General features: G+C 58.4%; 20 protein-coding genes and 2 tRNA genes. 18 read left to right on the top strand and 4 right to left on the bottom strand.

Going from position 1 to position 13898, the window contains the following annotated elements; all coding sequences use genetic code 11:
* The 8 genes from ACTG4M_RS05390 to ACTG4M_RS05355 all read left to right on the top strand — a co-directional run.
* The coding region (locus ACTG4M_RS05390) for a carbon-nitrogen hydrolase family protein (RefSeq protein WP_439122611.1) at positions 1–615 on the top strand (615 nt) is incomplete at its 5' end.
* 82 nt (positions 616–697) lie between these two features.
* Entirely contained in the window at positions 698–916 is a 219-nt protein-coding gene (infA, locus tag ACTG4M_RS05385) for a translation initiation factor IF-1 (protein WP_005978431.1), read from the top strand.
* Between the two features lie 7 nt (positions 917–923).
* Positions 924–1502: a Maf family protein gene (locus tag ACTG4M_RS05380; protein WP_439122610.1), complete on the top strand. Its 579-nt coding sequence runs from the start codon at positions 924–926 to the stop codon at positions 1500–1502.
* Entirely contained in the window at positions 1499–2521 is a 1023-nt protein-coding gene (locus ACTG4M_RS05375; protein WP_439122609.1) for a ribonuclease E/G, read from the top strand. The genes ACTG4M_RS05380 and ACTG4M_RS05375 overlap by 4 nt, the downstream gene beginning before the upstream one ends.
* Entirely contained in the window at positions 2518–2709 is a 192-nt protein-coding gene (locus tag ACTG4M_RS05370; protein ID WP_439122608.1) for a DNA gyrase inhibitor YacG, read from the top strand. Before ACTG4M_RS05375 ends, ACTG4M_RS05370 begins: the two co-directional genes overlap by 4 nt.
* Before the next feature lie 38 nt (positions 2710–2747).
* Positions 2748–3494 (top strand): 5-oxoprolinase subunit B family protein, encoded by a 747-nt coding sequence (locus ACTG4M_RS05365; RefSeq protein WP_439122607.1) that lies wholly within the window; start codon positions 2748–2750, stop codon positions 3492–3494.
* Entirely contained in the window at positions 3491–4513 is a 1023-nt protein-coding gene (locus tag ACTG4M_RS05360) for a biotin-dependent carboxyltransferase family protein (RefSeq protein WP_439122606.1), read from the top strand. Before ACTG4M_RS05365 ends, ACTG4M_RS05360 begins: the two co-directional genes overlap by 4 nt.
* A gap of 3 nt (positions 4514–4516) precedes the next feature.
* Positions 4517–5299, top strand: a complete 783-nt coding sequence (locus tag ACTG4M_RS05355) for a LamB/YcsF family protein (RefSeq protein ID WP_439122605.1) — start codon at positions 4517–4519, stop codon at positions 5297–5299.
* Here the strand turns inward: ACTG4M_RS05355 and ACTG4M_RS05350 are convergent.
* Complete coding sequence (locus ACTG4M_RS05350) at positions 5275–6540, bottom strand: glycerate kinase type-2 family protein (protein WP_439122604.1); 1266 nt, start codon at positions 6538–6540, stop codon at positions 5275–5277. The genes ACTG4M_RS05355 and ACTG4M_RS05350 overlap by 25 nt on opposite strands.
* Before the next feature lie 89 nt (positions 6541–6629).
* Positions 6630–6713, bottom strand: a tRNA-Tyr gene (locus ACTG4M_RS05345).
* Between the two features lie 118 nt (positions 6714–6831).
* On the opposite strand from ACTG4M_RS05345, the gene rlmB reads away from it, so the two are divergent.
* From rlmB to ACTG4M_RS05310, 7 genes are all read left to right on the top strand, one after another.
* Positions 6832–7611, top strand: a complete 780-nt coding sequence (gene rlmB / locus ACTG4M_RS05340; RefSeq protein ID WP_439122603.1) for a 23S rRNA (guanosine(2251)-2'-O)-methyltransferase RlmB — start codon at positions 6832–6834, stop codon at positions 7609–7611.
* 49 nt (positions 7612–7660) lie between these two features.
* Positions 7661–8002: a hypothetical protein gene (locus ACTG4M_RS05335; protein ID WP_439122602.1), complete on the top strand. Its 342-nt coding sequence runs from the start codon at positions 7661–7663 to the stop codon at positions 8000–8002.
* A gap of 120 nt (positions 8003–8122) precedes the next feature.
* Positions 8123–9250 carry a 3,4-dihydroxy-2-butanone-4-phosphate synthase gene (ribB, locus tag ACTG4M_RS05330; RefSeq protein ID WP_439122601.1) on the top strand — a complete coding sequence of 376 codons (1128 nt, stop codon included), beginning with the start codon at positions 8123–8125 and terminating at the stop codon, positions 9248–9250.
* Complete coding sequence (locus ACTG4M_RS05325) at positions 9250–9801, top strand: 6,7-dimethyl-8-ribityllumazine synthase (RefSeq protein ID WP_439122600.1); 552 nt, start codon at positions 9250–9252, stop codon at positions 9799–9801. The genes ribB and ACTG4M_RS05325 overlap by 1 nt, the downstream gene beginning before the upstream one ends.
* Positions 9798–10286, top strand: a complete 489-nt coding sequence (nusB, locus tag ACTG4M_RS05320) for a transcription antitermination factor NusB (RefSeq protein WP_439122599.1) — start codon at positions 9798–9800, stop codon at positions 10284–10286. Before ACTG4M_RS05325 ends, nusB begins: the two co-directional genes overlap by 4 nt.
* A 212-nt stretch (positions 10287–10498) precedes the next feature.
* Positions 10499–10828 (top strand): hypothetical protein, encoded by a 330-nt coding sequence (locus ACTG4M_RS05315; RefSeq protein WP_439122598.1) that lies wholly within the window; start codon positions 10499–10501, stop codon positions 10826–10828.
* 265 nt (positions 10829–11093) lie between these two features.
* Positions 11094–11573, top strand: a complete 480-nt coding sequence (locus ACTG4M_RS05310; protein ID WP_439122597.1) for an MmcB family DNA repair protein — start codon at positions 11094–11096, stop codon at positions 11571–11573.
* On the opposite strand, the gene ACTG4M_RS05305 is transcribed toward ACTG4M_RS05310, so the two are convergent.
* The gene (locus tag ACTG4M_RS05305; RefSeq protein WP_439122596.1) at positions 11557–11751 is read right to left on the bottom strand and encodes a DUF6324 family protein; all 195 of its coding nucleotides are present in this window, start codon (positions 11749–11751) and stop codon (positions 11557–11559) included. The two genes, ACTG4M_RS05310 and ACTG4M_RS05305, sit on opposite strands and share 17 nt — an antisense overlap.
* Positions 11752–11840: 89 nt before the next feature.
* On the opposite strand from ACTG4M_RS05305, the gene ACTG4M_RS05300 reads away from it, so the two are divergent.
* Positions 11841–12326, top strand: a complete 486-nt coding sequence (locus ACTG4M_RS05300) for a GNAT family N-acetyltransferase (RefSeq protein ID WP_439122595.1) — start codon at positions 11841–11843, stop codon at positions 12324–12326.
* A gap of 52 nt (positions 12327–12378) precedes the next feature.
* Positions 12379–12455, top strand: a tRNA-His gene (locus ACTG4M_RS05295).
* A gap of 3 nt (positions 12456–12458) precedes the next feature.
* Here ACTG4M_RS05295 and ACTG4M_RS05290 read toward each other — a convergent pair.
* Complete coding sequence (locus ACTG4M_RS05290; RefSeq protein ID WP_439122594.1) at positions 12459–12764, bottom strand: DUF6476 family protein; 306 nt, start codon at positions 12762–12764, stop codon at positions 12459–12461.
* Here ACTG4M_RS05290 and ACTG4M_RS05285 point away from each other — a divergent pair.
* Positions 12763–13788, top strand: a complete 1026-nt coding sequence (locus tag ACTG4M_RS05285) for an RluA family pseudouridine synthase (RefSeq protein ID WP_439122593.1) — start codon at positions 12763–12765, stop codon at positions 13786–13788. The genes ACTG4M_RS05290 and ACTG4M_RS05285 overlap by 2 nt on opposite strands.
* Positions 13789–13898: the final 110 nt, after the last annotated feature.

Raw genomic sequence — 13898 nt, 5'->3', positions numbered from 1 at the left:
GCCGCCTCTGGCCCGGTTTTCGATGTTTCGATTGGAGGCCGTCCGGTAAATCGCGCACGATTCTTTGCGCCGGATGGAAGTATGGGGCACCAGGACAAACAGATCATGACCCGATTCGAACGCGAAGACTGGGGGGTGGTTGGGGGTGGCCCACTGCAACTGTTCGACACGGCCCTGGGCAAGATCGGCATTTTGATCTGCTATGACAGTGAGTTTCCTTTGCTTGGCCGGGCGATGGCTGAGGCGGATGTAATCCTCGTACCGTCTTGCACCGAGGCGTTGACCGGACATTCCCGTGTGAGGATTGGCGCAATGGCGCGCGCGTTGGAAAATCAGTGTGTTACGATTATGTCTTCAACTGTTGGATCATGCAGCTGGTCTGAGGCTGTGGATGAAAACACCGGTATGGGAGGTGTCTTTGGTCCGCCGGACACAGGCTTTCCGCCAACAGGCGTGATCGCTGAAGGGACTATGAACCAACCTGGCTGGATCTATGCAGAGGTCGATCTGGAACGGATCGCGCATGTGCGGGCGGACGGTGTTGTGCTCAACCGGCGGCATTGGGACGAGCAAGATGGACGTGACGTGATTGCCGCAACGCGGAAACTGGGTTGAATAGGCCTTGATAAATTGGCCGTTTACCCCCATTTAGTAGCGCGCCTCGCACTAGGATGGGGCGGTAAGTTAAGGAGAAACCATGGCCAAGGAAGATACGCTCGAATTTCCCGGTGTCGTTAAGGAACTCCTGCCTAACGCGACATTTCGGGTCGAGCTTGAGAACGGCCATGAGATTATCGCGCATACGGCAGGCAAGATGCGCAAGAACCGGATCCGTGTTCTTGCGGGCGACAAGGTGCAAGTCGAAATGACGCCCTACGATCTGACCAAGGGTCGGATCAACTACCGCTTCAAGTAAGCGTTTCATGAAGCTGATCCTTGGCTCCGGCAGCCCCCGGCGGCGGGAGCTTTTGGCTCAGATCGGGGTGGAGGCGGATGATATCCGCCCGCCCGATATCAACGAGGACCCGCGTCCCGGTGAATTGCCGCGTCCCTATTGTGTGCGTCTTGCACGTGAAAAGGCTTTGGCGATTCCTGCCAGTGACGACGAGATCGTTTTGTCTGCGGACACCACTGTTGCTTTGGGGCGGCGCATTTTGGGCAAGCCCGAAGATGCCGCCGAAGCGGCGCAGTTTCTATATGCCTTGTCTGGCCGCAGGCACCGGGTTGTGACGGCGATTGCCGTGCGCCGGGGCGACAAGTTGTGGGAACGGGACGTGGTCACGCAGGTGAAGATGAAGTCACTCAGCGATGCCGAGGTGAACGCATATCTGGCCAGCGAAGACTGGCACGGCAAGGCGGGGGGCTATGCCATCCAAGGCCCGGCAGGTGCGTTTGTACCTTGGATCAATGGCAGTTTCAGTGCCGTTGTCGGATTGCCTTTGGCTGAGACCGCAAACCTTTTGGTGGCTGCCGGCTATCCGCTTTATGAGGTGTCAGCATGAAGGGACGATTGATCGCGCTTGATCATATCGGGGACCGTGAAGCAGCGGCACTGATGGTGGATGGGTTGGTCGAGGATATCTTTTTCGACACGGACCAACCTGCGCCCGGCACGATTTACCGCGCTATTTGCGAGCGGCCTATGAAGGGGCAAGGCGGGATGTTCCTGCGCACGCCCGACGGGTCGGCCTTTGTGCGGCAGGTCAAAGGGCTGGCCCCCGGTCAGGCACTTTTGGTGCAGGTCACGGGCTATGCCGAACCGGGCAAGGCGATTCCGGTTACGCATAAAGTTCTGTTCAAAAGCCGTTACGCGATCGTCACGCCGGATGCACCGGGGATCAACGTGTCGCGCCGGATCAAGGACGAAGACGCGCGCGAAGAGCTGCTGGCAGTTGCGCATGACATCATGGACGAGGGCGATTTTGGCCTGATTCTGCGGTCGTCGTGCGAAGGTGCAGATGCAGATGAGATTTCTGACGACATCGCGGCAATGGCCGATTTGGCGGCCAAGGTGATGGCGGATGCTACCGGTGACGCGGAAACGCTGATCGAAGGCGACGGGCCGCATCTGCTGGCATGGCGCGAATGGACGAACAAAGCCGAGATCGACAGCACCGATGGCAGTTTTGAACGGCACGGCATTCTGGACGTGCTTGAGGGGTTGAAAGCCCGTGATGTGCCGCTCGGCGGACATGCGTCAATGGCGATTGAACCTACACGTGCCTTGGTTGCGGTCGATGTGAATACGGGTGGTGACACCAGTCCTGCGGCCGGCCTCAAGGCCAATTTGGCGGCGGTGAAAGATTTGCCGCGCCAATTGCGGCTGCGGGGGCTTGGTGGTCAGGTCGTTATCGATCCGGCACCCACGGCCAAGAAAGACCGCCGTCAGATCGAAAGTGCCCTGCGCGGCGCATTGAAACGCGACAGCGTCGAAACTGTGTTCGTGGGGTGGACACCGTTGGGTCATATTGAGTTACAACGTAAACGCGACCGACTTTCCTTAATCGAGGTGCTGACATGAGCTGTCCCATCTGCGGCAAGGACATCAAGCCGGAGACACGTCCGTTTTGTTCGAAACGCTGTGCAGACGTGGATTTGGCGCGATGGTTGAACGGGCAATATGCGGTGCCGTCCGATGACCCTGAAGATATCGAAGCGGCCATAGAGGCAGCGGAACAGGCTGCTGCGGCGTCTGACAAGTTGCACTAGCATCTTGCCTCGACCTGTCGTCGTGATACGGCTTGGTCATGAATTCTTCGGTGTCGAAATCCTTTGATCCTGTGATCCGCCCGGCGGGCCTTAATGGCGTGCTGATCAGTTTTGGTGATGTCTTGTCAGAGCCTGCGAATCGCGCTGCTTTGGCTTTTGCCGCTGCTGTCGGGCGCGCTGGGATTGACGGGATCGAGGATTGCGCCCCTTCGCTGGTGTCGGTCTTTGTGCAGTTTGACCCGCTGCATCTGCCGCTGGACAGGCTGGTGGCGCAACTGGAAGACTTATTGCGCGACCAGAACTGGTACGCCGCCGCGATGCCCGAGGGGCGACGGTTTATTCGTGTGCCGACGGTTTATGGCACGGATCGCGCACCACAATTGGAAGAGGCGGCACAGGCAGCGGGGCTTTCGCCCCATGACGCCATCGCGCAACTGTCAGACGCGCGGGTGCGGGTGCAGACCATCGGCTTTGCTCCGGGTCAGCCTTATCTGGGGCTTTTGCCCGAAGCGTGGAATATCCCCCGGCAGACGGCGTTGACCAAAGCCGTGCCTGAAGGGGCACTGGTGGTTGCGATCCGGCAGTTTGTTCTGTTCTCGGTCGCAAACCCAACCGGGTGGCGGCATGTCGGCCAGACCGCGCTTAGGCTGTATCGCCCGGACAGCGACCAGCCGTTTTTTTTGCGTCCGGGGGATGAGGTGCAATTCGTGCAGGCTCCGCCCGATGTGTTGGAGCGCTACGCTGATGATCCAAACGGCGGAGCCGAGATCGAGGCGATCCCATGACCCGTGCGTTGAATGTGCATCGCGTCGCGCCCGGCGCAACTGTGCAGGACATGGGGCGCGCAGGCTATCGCGCGTTTGGCGTGTCGCGCGGTGGCGCGGCAGACAGGTTGGCTTTGGCCGAGGGCGCGGCGCTGCTGGGACAATCGACTGACTGCGCGGCATTGGAATTGCCCGGCTCCGGCGGTGTGTTCGAGGCAACCGCGCCCGTTCGCATTGCCTTGACTGGTGCGCCGATGCGGGTGCTTCTGGACGGCGCGCCGTTGGTCTGGAACGCCTCGCACGCCGTACCGGCAGGGGCCAGGATCGAGATTGGTGCCGCGACGGCGGGCAGTTATGGATATCTGCATGTGGGAGGTGGGTTTGACTTGCCTCTGAAGCTTGGCTCGCGGTCCGCCCATCTTGCCGCTGGAATCGGCAGTGTTGTGCAGGCCGGTGATATTTTGGCAGTCGCCGAGGATAGCCGCACCGAGATCGGTTTATGCCTACCGCAAGACAACCGGTTCGACGGTGGCGAGATGCGCATGGTCGAAAGCTTTCAAACCACATGTTTCGACGCTGCCACGCGGGAGCGTTTCAGCGAAACAATCTTTGGTCGCGATGCGCGGGCCAACCGGATGGGGATGCGGTTGAATTCGGATGGGACCGGTTTTTCCACCAGCGTAGGGCTAAATATCCTGTCCGAGTCCATCTTGCCCGGTGATATTCAGGTTACTGGTGACGGCACGCCGTATCTTCTTTTGAACGAAAGCCAGACCACCGGGGGCTATCCCCGCATCGGCACCGTGATACCGGCTGATTTGTCCCGCGCGGTGCAGACACCGGCAGGGGGCACGCTGCGATTCAGGTTCGTGTCGCGTGATGAGGCGATGCAAGCGCAAGAGCGTATGCAGGTTTATATGCGCACCCTGCCAAAGCTGTGTATGCCATTGGTCAGAGACCCGTCGCAAATGCGCGATTTGTTAAGCTATCAACTGATCAGTGGCGCCACTGCGGGCGATGCGCCAACTTCCGAGGAGTGACCAATGCATGTCGATTTGAATGCCGATATGGGCGAAAGCTTTGGGCCATGGCCGATGGGGTCGGACGCTGATCTGTTGCAAGTGATCACGTCCGCCAATGTTGCGTGCGGATTTCATGCAGGTGATTGGGACGTGATGTCGAACACCATGTCTTTGGCTGTGGCAAATGATGTCGGTATCGGCGCGCATCCTGGCTTTCCCGACCTTCAGGGCTTCGGTCGTCGGCGCATGCAGCTGAGCCATGACAGCCTGCGAAATCTTGTGCGATATCAGTTGGGTGCGGCGCAGGCGATGGCACGCTCGGTTGGCGGAGAGGTGCGCCATCTGAAATTACACGGGGCGCTGGCCAACATGGCATCCGAAGACTCGGCGATGGCGACCGCGTGTTACGAAGGTGCTTTGTCCGTTGATCCCGACATCATTGTCATGGTGCTGGCCGCGACCAAACAGCAAGAGGCTGTCGAGGCATTGGGCTGTCGCTGGGCGGGCGAGATTTTCGCGGATCGCGCTTATAATGATGATGCCACGCTGGTAGATCGCAGCCTGCCCGGTGCGGTCATCCATGATGCGGATATCGCAGGGCAGCGCATGGTCAATATGGTCAAGGCGGGCGCGATCATCACCGAAAGTGGTGCGCAGATTCCGGCAGCTGTGGATACAATCTGCCTACATGGCGACGGGGCAACGGCAGTTCAGATTGCGCGCAAAGTCAGGGCCGCATTGGCCGAGGCTGACGTGTCATTGCAAAGGTTCCCGGGGCGTCACGGCGCGATCAGCAAGGCCTGAACATCGGCCACATTGGTGCCGGTTGCTTTGGTCATCAACAGATCCCCGCCCGCGGACAAAGCGGCGTAGCTGTCATTGTTGGCCAATAGAGCGTTCACGTCCTGACCTGCGGCCTTAATCCGGGGCAGGGTGCCCGCGTCAACCACGCCGCCAGCGGCATCCGTCGGGCCATCCCGGCCGTCGGTCCCGCCAGAAAGGAACACCCATCTCGCATCAATGTCCTGGGCGCGTATGGCAACGCGCAAGGCCAGCTCCTGATTGCGACCGCCGCGGCCTGTTCCAGCCAGCTTGACGGTGGTTTCGCCACCGAAGAGCAGGGCTGTAGGTTCTGGGCGCGCGATCAATTCGGCCAACACCTGATCTGCGGCGTCGTTCACATCGCCGGTCAAAGCATCGCTCACAATCCGGGCGTTCATGCCCAAGTGACGCGCTTCTTCTTGCATTGCTTCAAGAGACAGCTTGTTTGATCCGACCAATGTGTTTGTCGCGTCCGGTAATGGCGGCTGCGTCTGATCCTTGTGTGTTTCCAGATGCTTGCGGATCGCATCTGGAGTGGCGTCCCAAATTTCAGCGGCCTTGAGCGTTTCGATGGCCTGTGCTGCGGTGCCGATTGGGCTGACCGTCGGGCCGGATGCTATTGCGCGGAGGTCATCGCCGATCACGTCGGACAAAAGATAGGCGTAGACCGGTGCGGGTGCTGCCAGCCTTACAAATCCACCGCCTTTGAGCTGGCTGACCTGTTGGCGCACGAGATTCATCTGAACAATGTCGAGTCCGGCAGACAGCAGCAGATCGTTCAGCCGCGCTTTGTCTGTCAGGCTAACACCCGGTGGGGGCGCGGGCAGCAGAGCGGACCCACCGCCCGAGATCAATGCAACGATCCGGTCGTATTCGGTCGCTTCTGACAGCAGCTCCATGACGCGTTGCGCGGCACGGGCTCCGGCCTCGTCCGGTACGGGATGCCCGGCACGCATGAGATCAGCACCGGTGAGCGTGGCGTCGTTTTCGTGATGGGTGACGGCCAGTGCGGCATGGGCATCGGGCAGAGCATCCATGGCTTCGCGCAGCATAGCCGGGGCCGCTTTGCCGATCGCGACCAAAAATGTGCGCCCGTTGGAATTCTGCGGTGGCAGTGGTGATTGGGCAAATCCGCGCCGTACGGCATGGGCCGGGTCGGCGGCGGACACGGCAGCGTCAAACAGCAGCCGCGCTTTGATGCGAAGGTCATCAGTCTGGGTCATTCGAGGATTAGGGCCGCAAACCCCATAAAAGTCAAATGCTTGCGCGCAATATTTGATGCACCACTTTCACATTTCTAAGTTTAGCAAAGTGGTGGGCGACCCTGGAATCGAACCAGGCGTGCGTCTCCGCGAGGGAGTTACAGTCCCCTGCCACACCTTGCGGCCTGTCGCCCACTTAACCAAGGGTGTCCCTTGGCGTGAGCGGGTGATTACAATTGCCCCCTTGCGGCGTCAACAGGAAAATCCCATCAAGCGACAGGTGCGAAATGCGAGATTGAAAAGGGGGCTGTGATGGTCAAAAAACCGAAATGGGTGGTGGCCAAAGAGCAGTCCAAGAAAGCGGCAGCTGCCGAAACCGTATGGCTGTTCGGAATGCACGCGGTGCGTGATGCTTTGGTTAACCCCGGTCGTGAAAGGTTGCGCTTGGTGGTGACTCGCAACGCGATGGACAAGCTGGCCGATGCTATAGAAACTGCTGGCATCGAACCGGAGATGAGCGATCCGCGTAAATTTGATGCACCGATTGATCCGCAATCTGTCCATCAGGGTGCCGCGCTTGAAGTGAAGCCACTCAATTGGGGGCGGCTGGAGGATGTGGCGCTGGGCGGGCCTGACGGCCCTCCGCGGGTTGTCATGCTCGATCGGGTGACTGATCCGCATAATGTCGGTGCGATCCTGCGATCTGCCGAAGTGTTCGGTGCATCGGCTGTGGTGGGCACGTTGCATCACTCTGCGCCTGAAACCGGGGCTTTGGCGAAAACCGCGTCGGGCGCGCTGGAACGCCAGCCATATCTGCGGGAGCGCAATCTTGCAGACGCGATGGAGCGTCTGAGATCAATGGGTTACGTTATCTTCGGTTTGGATGGCGAGGCCGAACAAACCATCGACGAAGCCATCGCTCCGGTCCGTGACAGACCGATTGCGCTGGTGCTTGGGGCCGAAGGGCCGGGATTGCGACCCAAGACGAAAGACACTTGCGACGCGTTGGTGAAAATCCCGTACGCGCAGGGGTTCGGATCGCTGAACGTGTCAAACGCAGCGGCCGTGGCGCTTTACGCCGCACGAGGCTAAGCTTGCGGAAACGTGGGTGCGTGCCAATATCCTTGCCAAAGGAGATGTCATGCACAACGGAACCAAAATAGCCACTTGCTGTTACTGCGGAACGCGCGCGGCCCTTGTTTTGAGGGGTGAGACACGTCACGAGCTAAGTTGTGCGGCCTGTGGCGCCCCGTTGCATGATATGAAGATGTTGCGCGCGGATACGGTTGAAACTCCCGTGTCGACCACTCGGGTCAATACGCATCGTCCCAAGCCGAAACAGAAAAAAGGCGCGGTGACGCCGCTTCCAGTGTGGGAGCGCGAAGCGGTGTTTTCCAAGCGCAAGAAAAAGAAAAAGCGCAAGACACTGGCAAAGCGATTTTTCGAAGAAGCATTCGACGTTCTGGAAGACATTTTCGACTGATTTGGACGGCTTGCTCATGCGATCAATCCGATTGATGGTACGGTTCATCTGAACGGGACGTTGCACTGGTCAATTCCGGCGCTGTGTTTTAAGTGCCCAAGGGCAATGACGGAGGTCCGCGTGACGACATTTGAAAGCCCCGGTCCGGTTGAGGAAAACTGGAAAGACGCCATTTCTTCGGTCGAAGAGATCATCGACGATGCGCGCAACGGTAAGATGTTCATTCTCGTCGATCACGAGGATCGCGAGAACGAAGGGGATCTGGTGATTCCCGCACAATGGGCGACGCCCGATGTGATCAACTTCATGGCGATGCATGGGCGGGGGCTGATCTGCCTCGCTATGACGTCGCAGCGGATCGAGGAACTGGGTCTGCAGTTGATGTCGACCAACAATTCTTCCCGGCATGAAACCGCGTTCACCGTTTCGATTGAAGCGCGCGAAGGTGTCACAACCGGGATCTCGGCAGCGGATCGCGCACGGACGGTTTCGGTCGCTATCGACGGAACCAAAGGCGCACAGGACATTGCGACGCCAGGCCATGTGTTCCCGCTGCGTGCCAAAGACGGTGGGGTTCTGGTGCGCGCTGGCCATACCGAGGCGGCAGTCGATGTGAGCCGTCTTGCTGGTCTGAGTTCGGCTGGTGTGATTTGTGAAATCATGAATGAAGACGGGTCGATGGCGCGATTGCCGGAACTGGTGGCGTTTGCACAGCGGCACGGGCTAAAGATTGGGACAATTAGTGATTTGATCGCCTACCGGCGTCGCAACGATAATCTCGTGCGCGTGCGCAAGGAAGAGACCATCACGTCTGAATATGGCGGTGAATGGAACATGCGTATCTACACCGATGAAACCCACGGCGACGAACATATCGTGCTGACCAAGGGTGATCTGTCAGGGGATGATCCAGTGCTTGTTCGGATGCACGCAATGGACCCGATGCTGGATGTGGTCGGCACTGGCCCACGGGGGCGCGCCGATGAATTCCAATACGCGATGGAGGCTGTGGCGAGCGAAGGGCGCGGCGTGGTTGTTTTGCTGCGCGACACGTCGATGAAGCTGGACCCGGGGGATGATGTGTCGCCCAAAACGCTGCGCCAATACGGGTTGGGCGCGCAGATCCTGTCGTCTCTGGGTTTGTCAAAGCTGACATTGCTGACCAATTCCCCAACGCCCAAAGTCGTGGGCCTAGAGGCGTATGGCCTTGAAATCGTTGGAACACGCAAAATTTCGGAGTTGGGCTGATGGCCGCATCGGTTGAGCATTACACACTGGCGCGGCCCGCATTCGACAGGCCTGTTAAGCTTTTGATCGTGGTCGCGCCTTATTACAAAGATATCGCGGACCAGTTGATCGCCGGTGCGCGGGCAGAAATCGAAGCCTGTGGCGGGACGCATGACCTGATCGAAGTGCCAGGCGCATTGGAAGTTCCGACAGCCATCGGCATTGCCGAGCGGATGTCGAATTTCGACGGCTATGTCGCGTTGGGCTGCATCGTTCGGGGGGAGACCACACATTACGACACAGTGTGCAATGACAGCTCTCGGGGGCTGACATTGCTTGGGCTTCAAGGGCTGTGCATTGGCAACGGTATCCTGACTGTCGAAAACATGGAGCAGGCCGAAGTGCGTGCGCAGGTGGATGGGCAAAACAAAGGCGGCGGTGCCGCCGCAGCAGCCTTGCACCTGATCGCGCTCAGCCGTAAGTGGGGGGCTTCGCGAAAGGGTGTGGGGTTTGTCCCGCGCTCGGATGAGTACCAGATCGCTGGTGACACGAAGGACCCGAACATCGCATGAGCCAAGCTGCCAAGCCTCCTCGCAAGGTGGATGAAAAACGCCAAAAGCGGTCTGCATCGCGGCTATATGCCGTACAGGCATTGTTCCAGATGGAGCATTCTGGCCAATCCGCAGACCGAGTCGCTGTGGAATTTCTGGATCACCGGTTTGGGCTTGCTCAGGTCGAAGGAGAGGCACTGGTCGAAGGCGATGTTGATCTGTTCCGGCGTATTTGTGACGAGGCGGTTAATTGGCAGGCCAAGATCGACCAGATGACGGATCGGGGTCTGGTCGCCAAATGGCCTATTGCGCGGATCGACCCAACATTGCGCGCGCTGTTCCGCGCGGCCGGGGCTGAGTTCGTTGCGACGGAAACGCCGCCCAAAGTGATCATTAATGAATACGTTGATGTTGCGCGGGCATTCTTCCCTGAAAGCAAAGAACCGCAATTCGTGAATGCCGTGCTTGACCACATGGCCCGAGAGGCGCGGCCTGAGTCTTTTTAAGACTGCGCATGGCGAAAGACCGCAATTAGGAGCGATTGCTATAGATCGAGATCAAGTGCGTTGAGATTGGCAGTCGATCATACTGATCAAAAGTGAGGCAGTTGTGACCCGATAAGGCGGAAAGCCGCGCAGGTTGCATGGCTGTGAAACCGATGTGTTCTTTGAATTTCAGGACAGTCCGCCTAGGTTGTCCGGCAGAAAGCGAGTCATTCATGCCCGATCTGATCAAGCTCTATATTCGTCAAACCGTCGTGGGGTTCATCCTGTCGGCGATTTTTGTGACGCTTTTGTTGTATTTCAACGTAGTTAACCTTTGGCATTTGGTGACCCATACGGATGTCGGTTTTTTGGCTGTTTTCTTACTTTGGCTGTTCAACGGCATCGTGTTTGCTGGGGTGCAGTTTGGCATCACGATTATGCTTATGAAATACGACGAGGATGACGACGACGACGATGATCGCGGCATGCCGATTGGGTTGACGCCGATCCGGGTAGAAGCGCATGCACCACGCGGACAAAATCGCCAGTTTTCAAGGAAGTAAGCGGCGGGAACCACGCCAACCGTGTGGTTCTCTCATTCCCGAGGACCTGTATGTACAGGTGGGCGTCAGGTAACCAGACCAGGGCCTGGACAGAGCCAACTCCCTCGGAATTGCTTAAGGCCACCGGAATGCAACCTAGCACGAGAAGGGCAGAACCCGCCTTACACGCAGGTAGGCTTGAACCTCGTGCCTGACAAGGGGTTATTTCAGGTAAGCCATGCAGATGGCTTGATTTTTGTTCACACTTTGTTCATGCCTGTTAGGTATGACATCTGTATTCGATCCACGAACCGGCCAACATGTCGATGCGCAGCCAGGGCAAATCCTGGCCCGCGGCGTTTGTAGGCATCTGGCCAGCCACGGTTTTTCTGTGATTGAGGAATTCGTGCCTGACCGGGGATTGAGGGTCGATGTGATGGCGTTGGGGCCGAAAGGTGAAATATGGATCGTCGAATGCAAATCCTCGCGCGCGGATTTTCAGTCAGACCAGAAATGGGAGGGCTACCTCGAATGGTGTGACCGCTATTTCTGGGCGGTTGATCTGGACTTTCCGTCCGAGCTTTTGCCGATTGAAACCGGGCTGATCATCGCCGATGGCTATGATGCGGAAATTGTAAGGATGGCGCCTGAAGACAAACTGGCAGCCGCGCGACGGAACAAGTTGATCCGAAAATTTGCGATGCACGCGGCGCGCAGGCTGCACGCGCTGCGCGATCCAGAGGCGCTGCTTAGCGCGTGGGCTTGACCTTGCGGGCGGCTGTGGCGGCGAGTTTGATTTCCTCGGCGATTTCATCTGCTTCTTCAGGTGAGAAATCCATCGGGATTTCAAGCCCATCGGCCAGAACGAAAAGACGCACCATACCCAGATCGGTTGGGCCGATTTGCAGGTTGGCTTCGATGTCGCGTTCTGTGTTGATGCCCATGACTGGTCTCCGTCGGGTTACGGTTCACCTTCGTGGCCATAGCGTCGGGGGGCTTGTTTTGCAAGCTGGTGCCAACGAAGGTTGCTGGCATGTCTGACGAAGTGACTTTGCGCGCCTATGGCCCCGCTGATTTCGATTGGTTGGTCGATTTGCACGGCCGCCACTATGCCGAGGCTGAAAGATTCGATGCGACGTTTGCCCCATTGGTGGCGAAGATCCTGCAGGATTTCGAAGCGCATCATGATCCGTATTTCGAACGTGGCTGGATCGCAGTGAAAGATGGGGCACGTTTGGGCAGCATCTTTTGTGTCCGGCTTGATGACAGAACTGCCAAGCTCCGGCTGTTTATTCTGGCTCCTCAAGCGCGGGGGCGGGGCCTTGGTAAGCGGATGTTGGACACTTGTATGGAATTTGCGCGGGACCGCGGGTTCACGCAGATGCAGCTGTGGACCCATCAAAGCCACGAAGCGGCTTGTGCGTTGTACAGGGCAACTGGCTGGCGCTGCACATCGTCCAAGCCCGTGCATAGCTTTGGGGTCGATCTGGTCGAGCAGGCGTGGGAAGTCACCCTGTAGCGTCAGATGGGTCTTGCAAAGGCTGGAACGTCCCGTTATTTCGCCCATCAGTGCCGACATAGCTCAGTAGGTTAGAGCGCTTGATTGTGGATCAAGAGGTCCCCCGTTCGAGCCGGGGTGTCGGTACCATCCTTACTCGATATCAATGGCAACGGTTTGCAGCAGGTGGCCCGTGTCGCGTGCAAAGATCAGGATCCGATCGTCGTCTGTCACGACCGCGTACCAATTGCGCGCTTGGGTGAATGCGGTGGCGGTGGTGCCATCTGGAAGAAAGATCATTTCGGGCAAAGGAACCGCAGATTGATTGTATCTGATGACAATCATCGCGGTGATCATTATGACCCCCGCGATCATTGTAACGGTCAGAACCGTCACCAGCCGTCGCAAAAAGCGCAGGTTCGGTGGTTCCGGGAGCTGATCATTGGGAATGTTGTCCATGTCTGACTCCACTATTTCTATCATTATTGGTGCCTCTCCGCCCAATCGTTTAGATAAGGCTTTGGCGCGCGACGTGCCAGAGGCTGCGTCGTTATCGCGGACGCGGTTGGCGCGATTGATCGACGAAGGCGCGGTGCGCCGGGACGGGGAGGTCTTAACCAATCCCAAGGCCAGCGTGATGGAAGGTGACGTGATTGAGGTAACATTGCCCGCGCTGGTCGAGACCCATATCGAAGCTGAAGACCTGCCTTTGGATGTGCGGTTCGAAGATGATGATTTGATCGTCGTGATGAAACCCGCGGGTGTCGTGGTGCATCCCGCACCGGGTACGCCTTCGGGCACTTTGGTTAACGCGCTGTTGCATCATTTCGGTGGCAAGCTGTCGGGCGTGGGCGGTGTGGGCCGACCGGGGATCGTTCACCGCATCGATAAGGACACGAGTGGTCTGCTGGTGATCGCCAAATCTGACCGGGCGCATCACGGGTTGGCCGATCAGTTTGCGGCACATAGCGTGGAACGGGTGTATCAGGCGCTGGTGCACGGACATCCTGACCCGGCGGATCCGCGTTTGCGCGGGGTGCGGGGCGTGTCGATCGAACCTGGTGCGGTGATCAAGGTCACCAGCGATCTGGCGCGACACAAGACCGACCGCCAAAGACAGGCTGTGTTTTTCGGACATGGCAAACACGCCATTACACGGGCACGTGTGCTTGAGGTTTTTGGCGCACCCGCGCAAGTGTCTTTGGTCGAATGCCGGCTTGAAACCGGGCGTACGCATCAGATCAGGGTGCATATGGCGCACACCGGTCATGGGCTGATAGGGGATCCGGTCTACGGCGGGCGGCGCAAGGTGGCCAAGGGCGCGCTGCCCGATGCGGCGATGGCGCTGCTGGCTGGGTTTGACCGGCAGGCGCTGCATGCCGCTGTTTTGGGGTTTGAGCACCCGGTGAGCGGTGAAACCATCCGGTTCGAGGCTGCGTTACCCCAAGACATGGATGACCTGATCACAAGTTTGCGTGGCTGAAACAATCGTCCCATGTGCGTGAGCGCACTGACATGGCGCTTACAACCGTGCAGTTGTGCGTTAAGTTGAGTTCAGCAACGACAACAACACTTGAAATTCTCGGGCCGCTT

The sequence above is a fragment of the Marivita sp. genome (genome assembly GCF_965656765.1).
GTDB lineage: Bacteria > Pseudomonadota > Alphaproteobacteria > Rhodobacterales > Rhodobacteraceae > Marivita.
The sequence above is the reverse complement of the archived record's forward strand: the minus strand, read 5'-3'. Positions and strand labels throughout refer to the sequence as shown.

Excerpts from the sequence above, each read along its gene's own strand:
- infA (WP_005978431.1), top strand. The coding sequence starts at position 698 with ATGGCCAAGGAAGATACGCTCGAATTTCCCGGTGTCGTTAAGGAACTC.
- ACTG4M_RS05380 (WP_439122610.1), top strand. The coding sequence starts at position 924 with ATGAAGCTGATCCTTGGCTCCGGCAGCCCCCGGCGGCGGGAGCTTTTG.
- ACTG4M_RS05375 (WP_439122609.1), top strand. The coding sequence starts at position 1,499 with ATGAAGGGACGATTGATCGCGCTTGATCATATCGGGGACCGTGAAGCA.
- ACTG4M_RS05370 (WP_439122608.1), top strand. The coding sequence starts at position 2,518 with ATGAGCTGTCCCATCTGCGGCAAGGACATCAAGCCGGAGACACGTCCG.
- ACTG4M_RS05365 (WP_439122607.1), top strand. The coding sequence starts at position 2,748 with ATGAATTCTTCGGTGTCGAAATCCTTTGATCCTGTGATCCGCCCGGCG.
- ACTG4M_RS05360 (WP_439122606.1), top strand. The coding sequence starts at position 3,491 with ATGACCCGTGCGTTGAATGTGCATCGCGTCGCGCCCGGCGCAACTGTG.
- ACTG4M_RS05355 (WP_439122605.1), top strand. The coding sequence starts at position 4,517 with ATGCATGTCGATTTGAATGCCGATATGGGCGAAAGCTTTGGGCCATGG.
- ACTG4M_RS05350 (WP_439122604.1), bottom strand. The coding sequence starts at position 6,540 with ATGACCCAGACTGATGACCTTCGCATCAAAGCGCGGCTGCTGTTTGAC.
- rlmB (WP_439122603.1), top strand. The coding sequence starts at position 6,832 with ATGGTCAAAAAACCGAAATGGGTGGTGGCCAAAGAGCAGTCCAAGAAA.
- ACTG4M_RS05335 (WP_439122602.1), top strand. The coding sequence starts at position 7,661 with ATGCACAACGGAACCAAAATAGCCACTTGCTGTTACTGCGGAACGCGC.
- ACTG4M_RS05325 (WP_439122600.1), top strand. The coding sequence starts at position 9,250 with ATGGCCGCATCGGTTGAGCATTACACACTGGCGCGGCCCGCATTCGAC.
- nusB (WP_439122599.1), top strand. The coding sequence starts at position 9,798 with ATGAGCCAAGCTGCCAAGCCTCCTCGCAAGGTGGATGAAAAACGCCAA.
- ACTG4M_RS05315 (WP_439122598.1), top strand. The coding sequence starts at position 10,499 with ATGCCCGATCTGATCAAGCTCTATATTCGTCAAACCGTCGTGGGGTTC.
- ACTG4M_RS05310 (WP_439122597.1), top strand. The coding sequence starts at position 11,094 with ATGACATCTGTATTCGATCCACGAACCGGCCAACATGTCGATGCGCAG.
- ACTG4M_RS05305 (WP_439122596.1), bottom strand. The coding sequence starts at position 11,751 with ATGGGCATCAACACAGAACGCGACATCGAAGCCAACCTGCAAATCGGC.
- ACTG4M_RS05300 (WP_439122595.1), top strand. The coding sequence starts at position 11,841 with ATGTCTGACGAAGTGACTTTGCGCGCCTATGGCCCCGCTGATTTCGAT.
- ACTG4M_RS05285 (WP_439122593.1), top strand. The coding sequence starts at position 12,763 with ATGTCTGACTCCACTATTTCTATCATTATTGGTGCCTCTCCGCCCAAT.
- ACTG4M_RS05290 (WP_439122594.1), bottom strand. The coding sequence starts at position 12,764 with ATGGACAACATTCCCAATGATCAGCTCCCGGAACCACCGAACCTGCGC.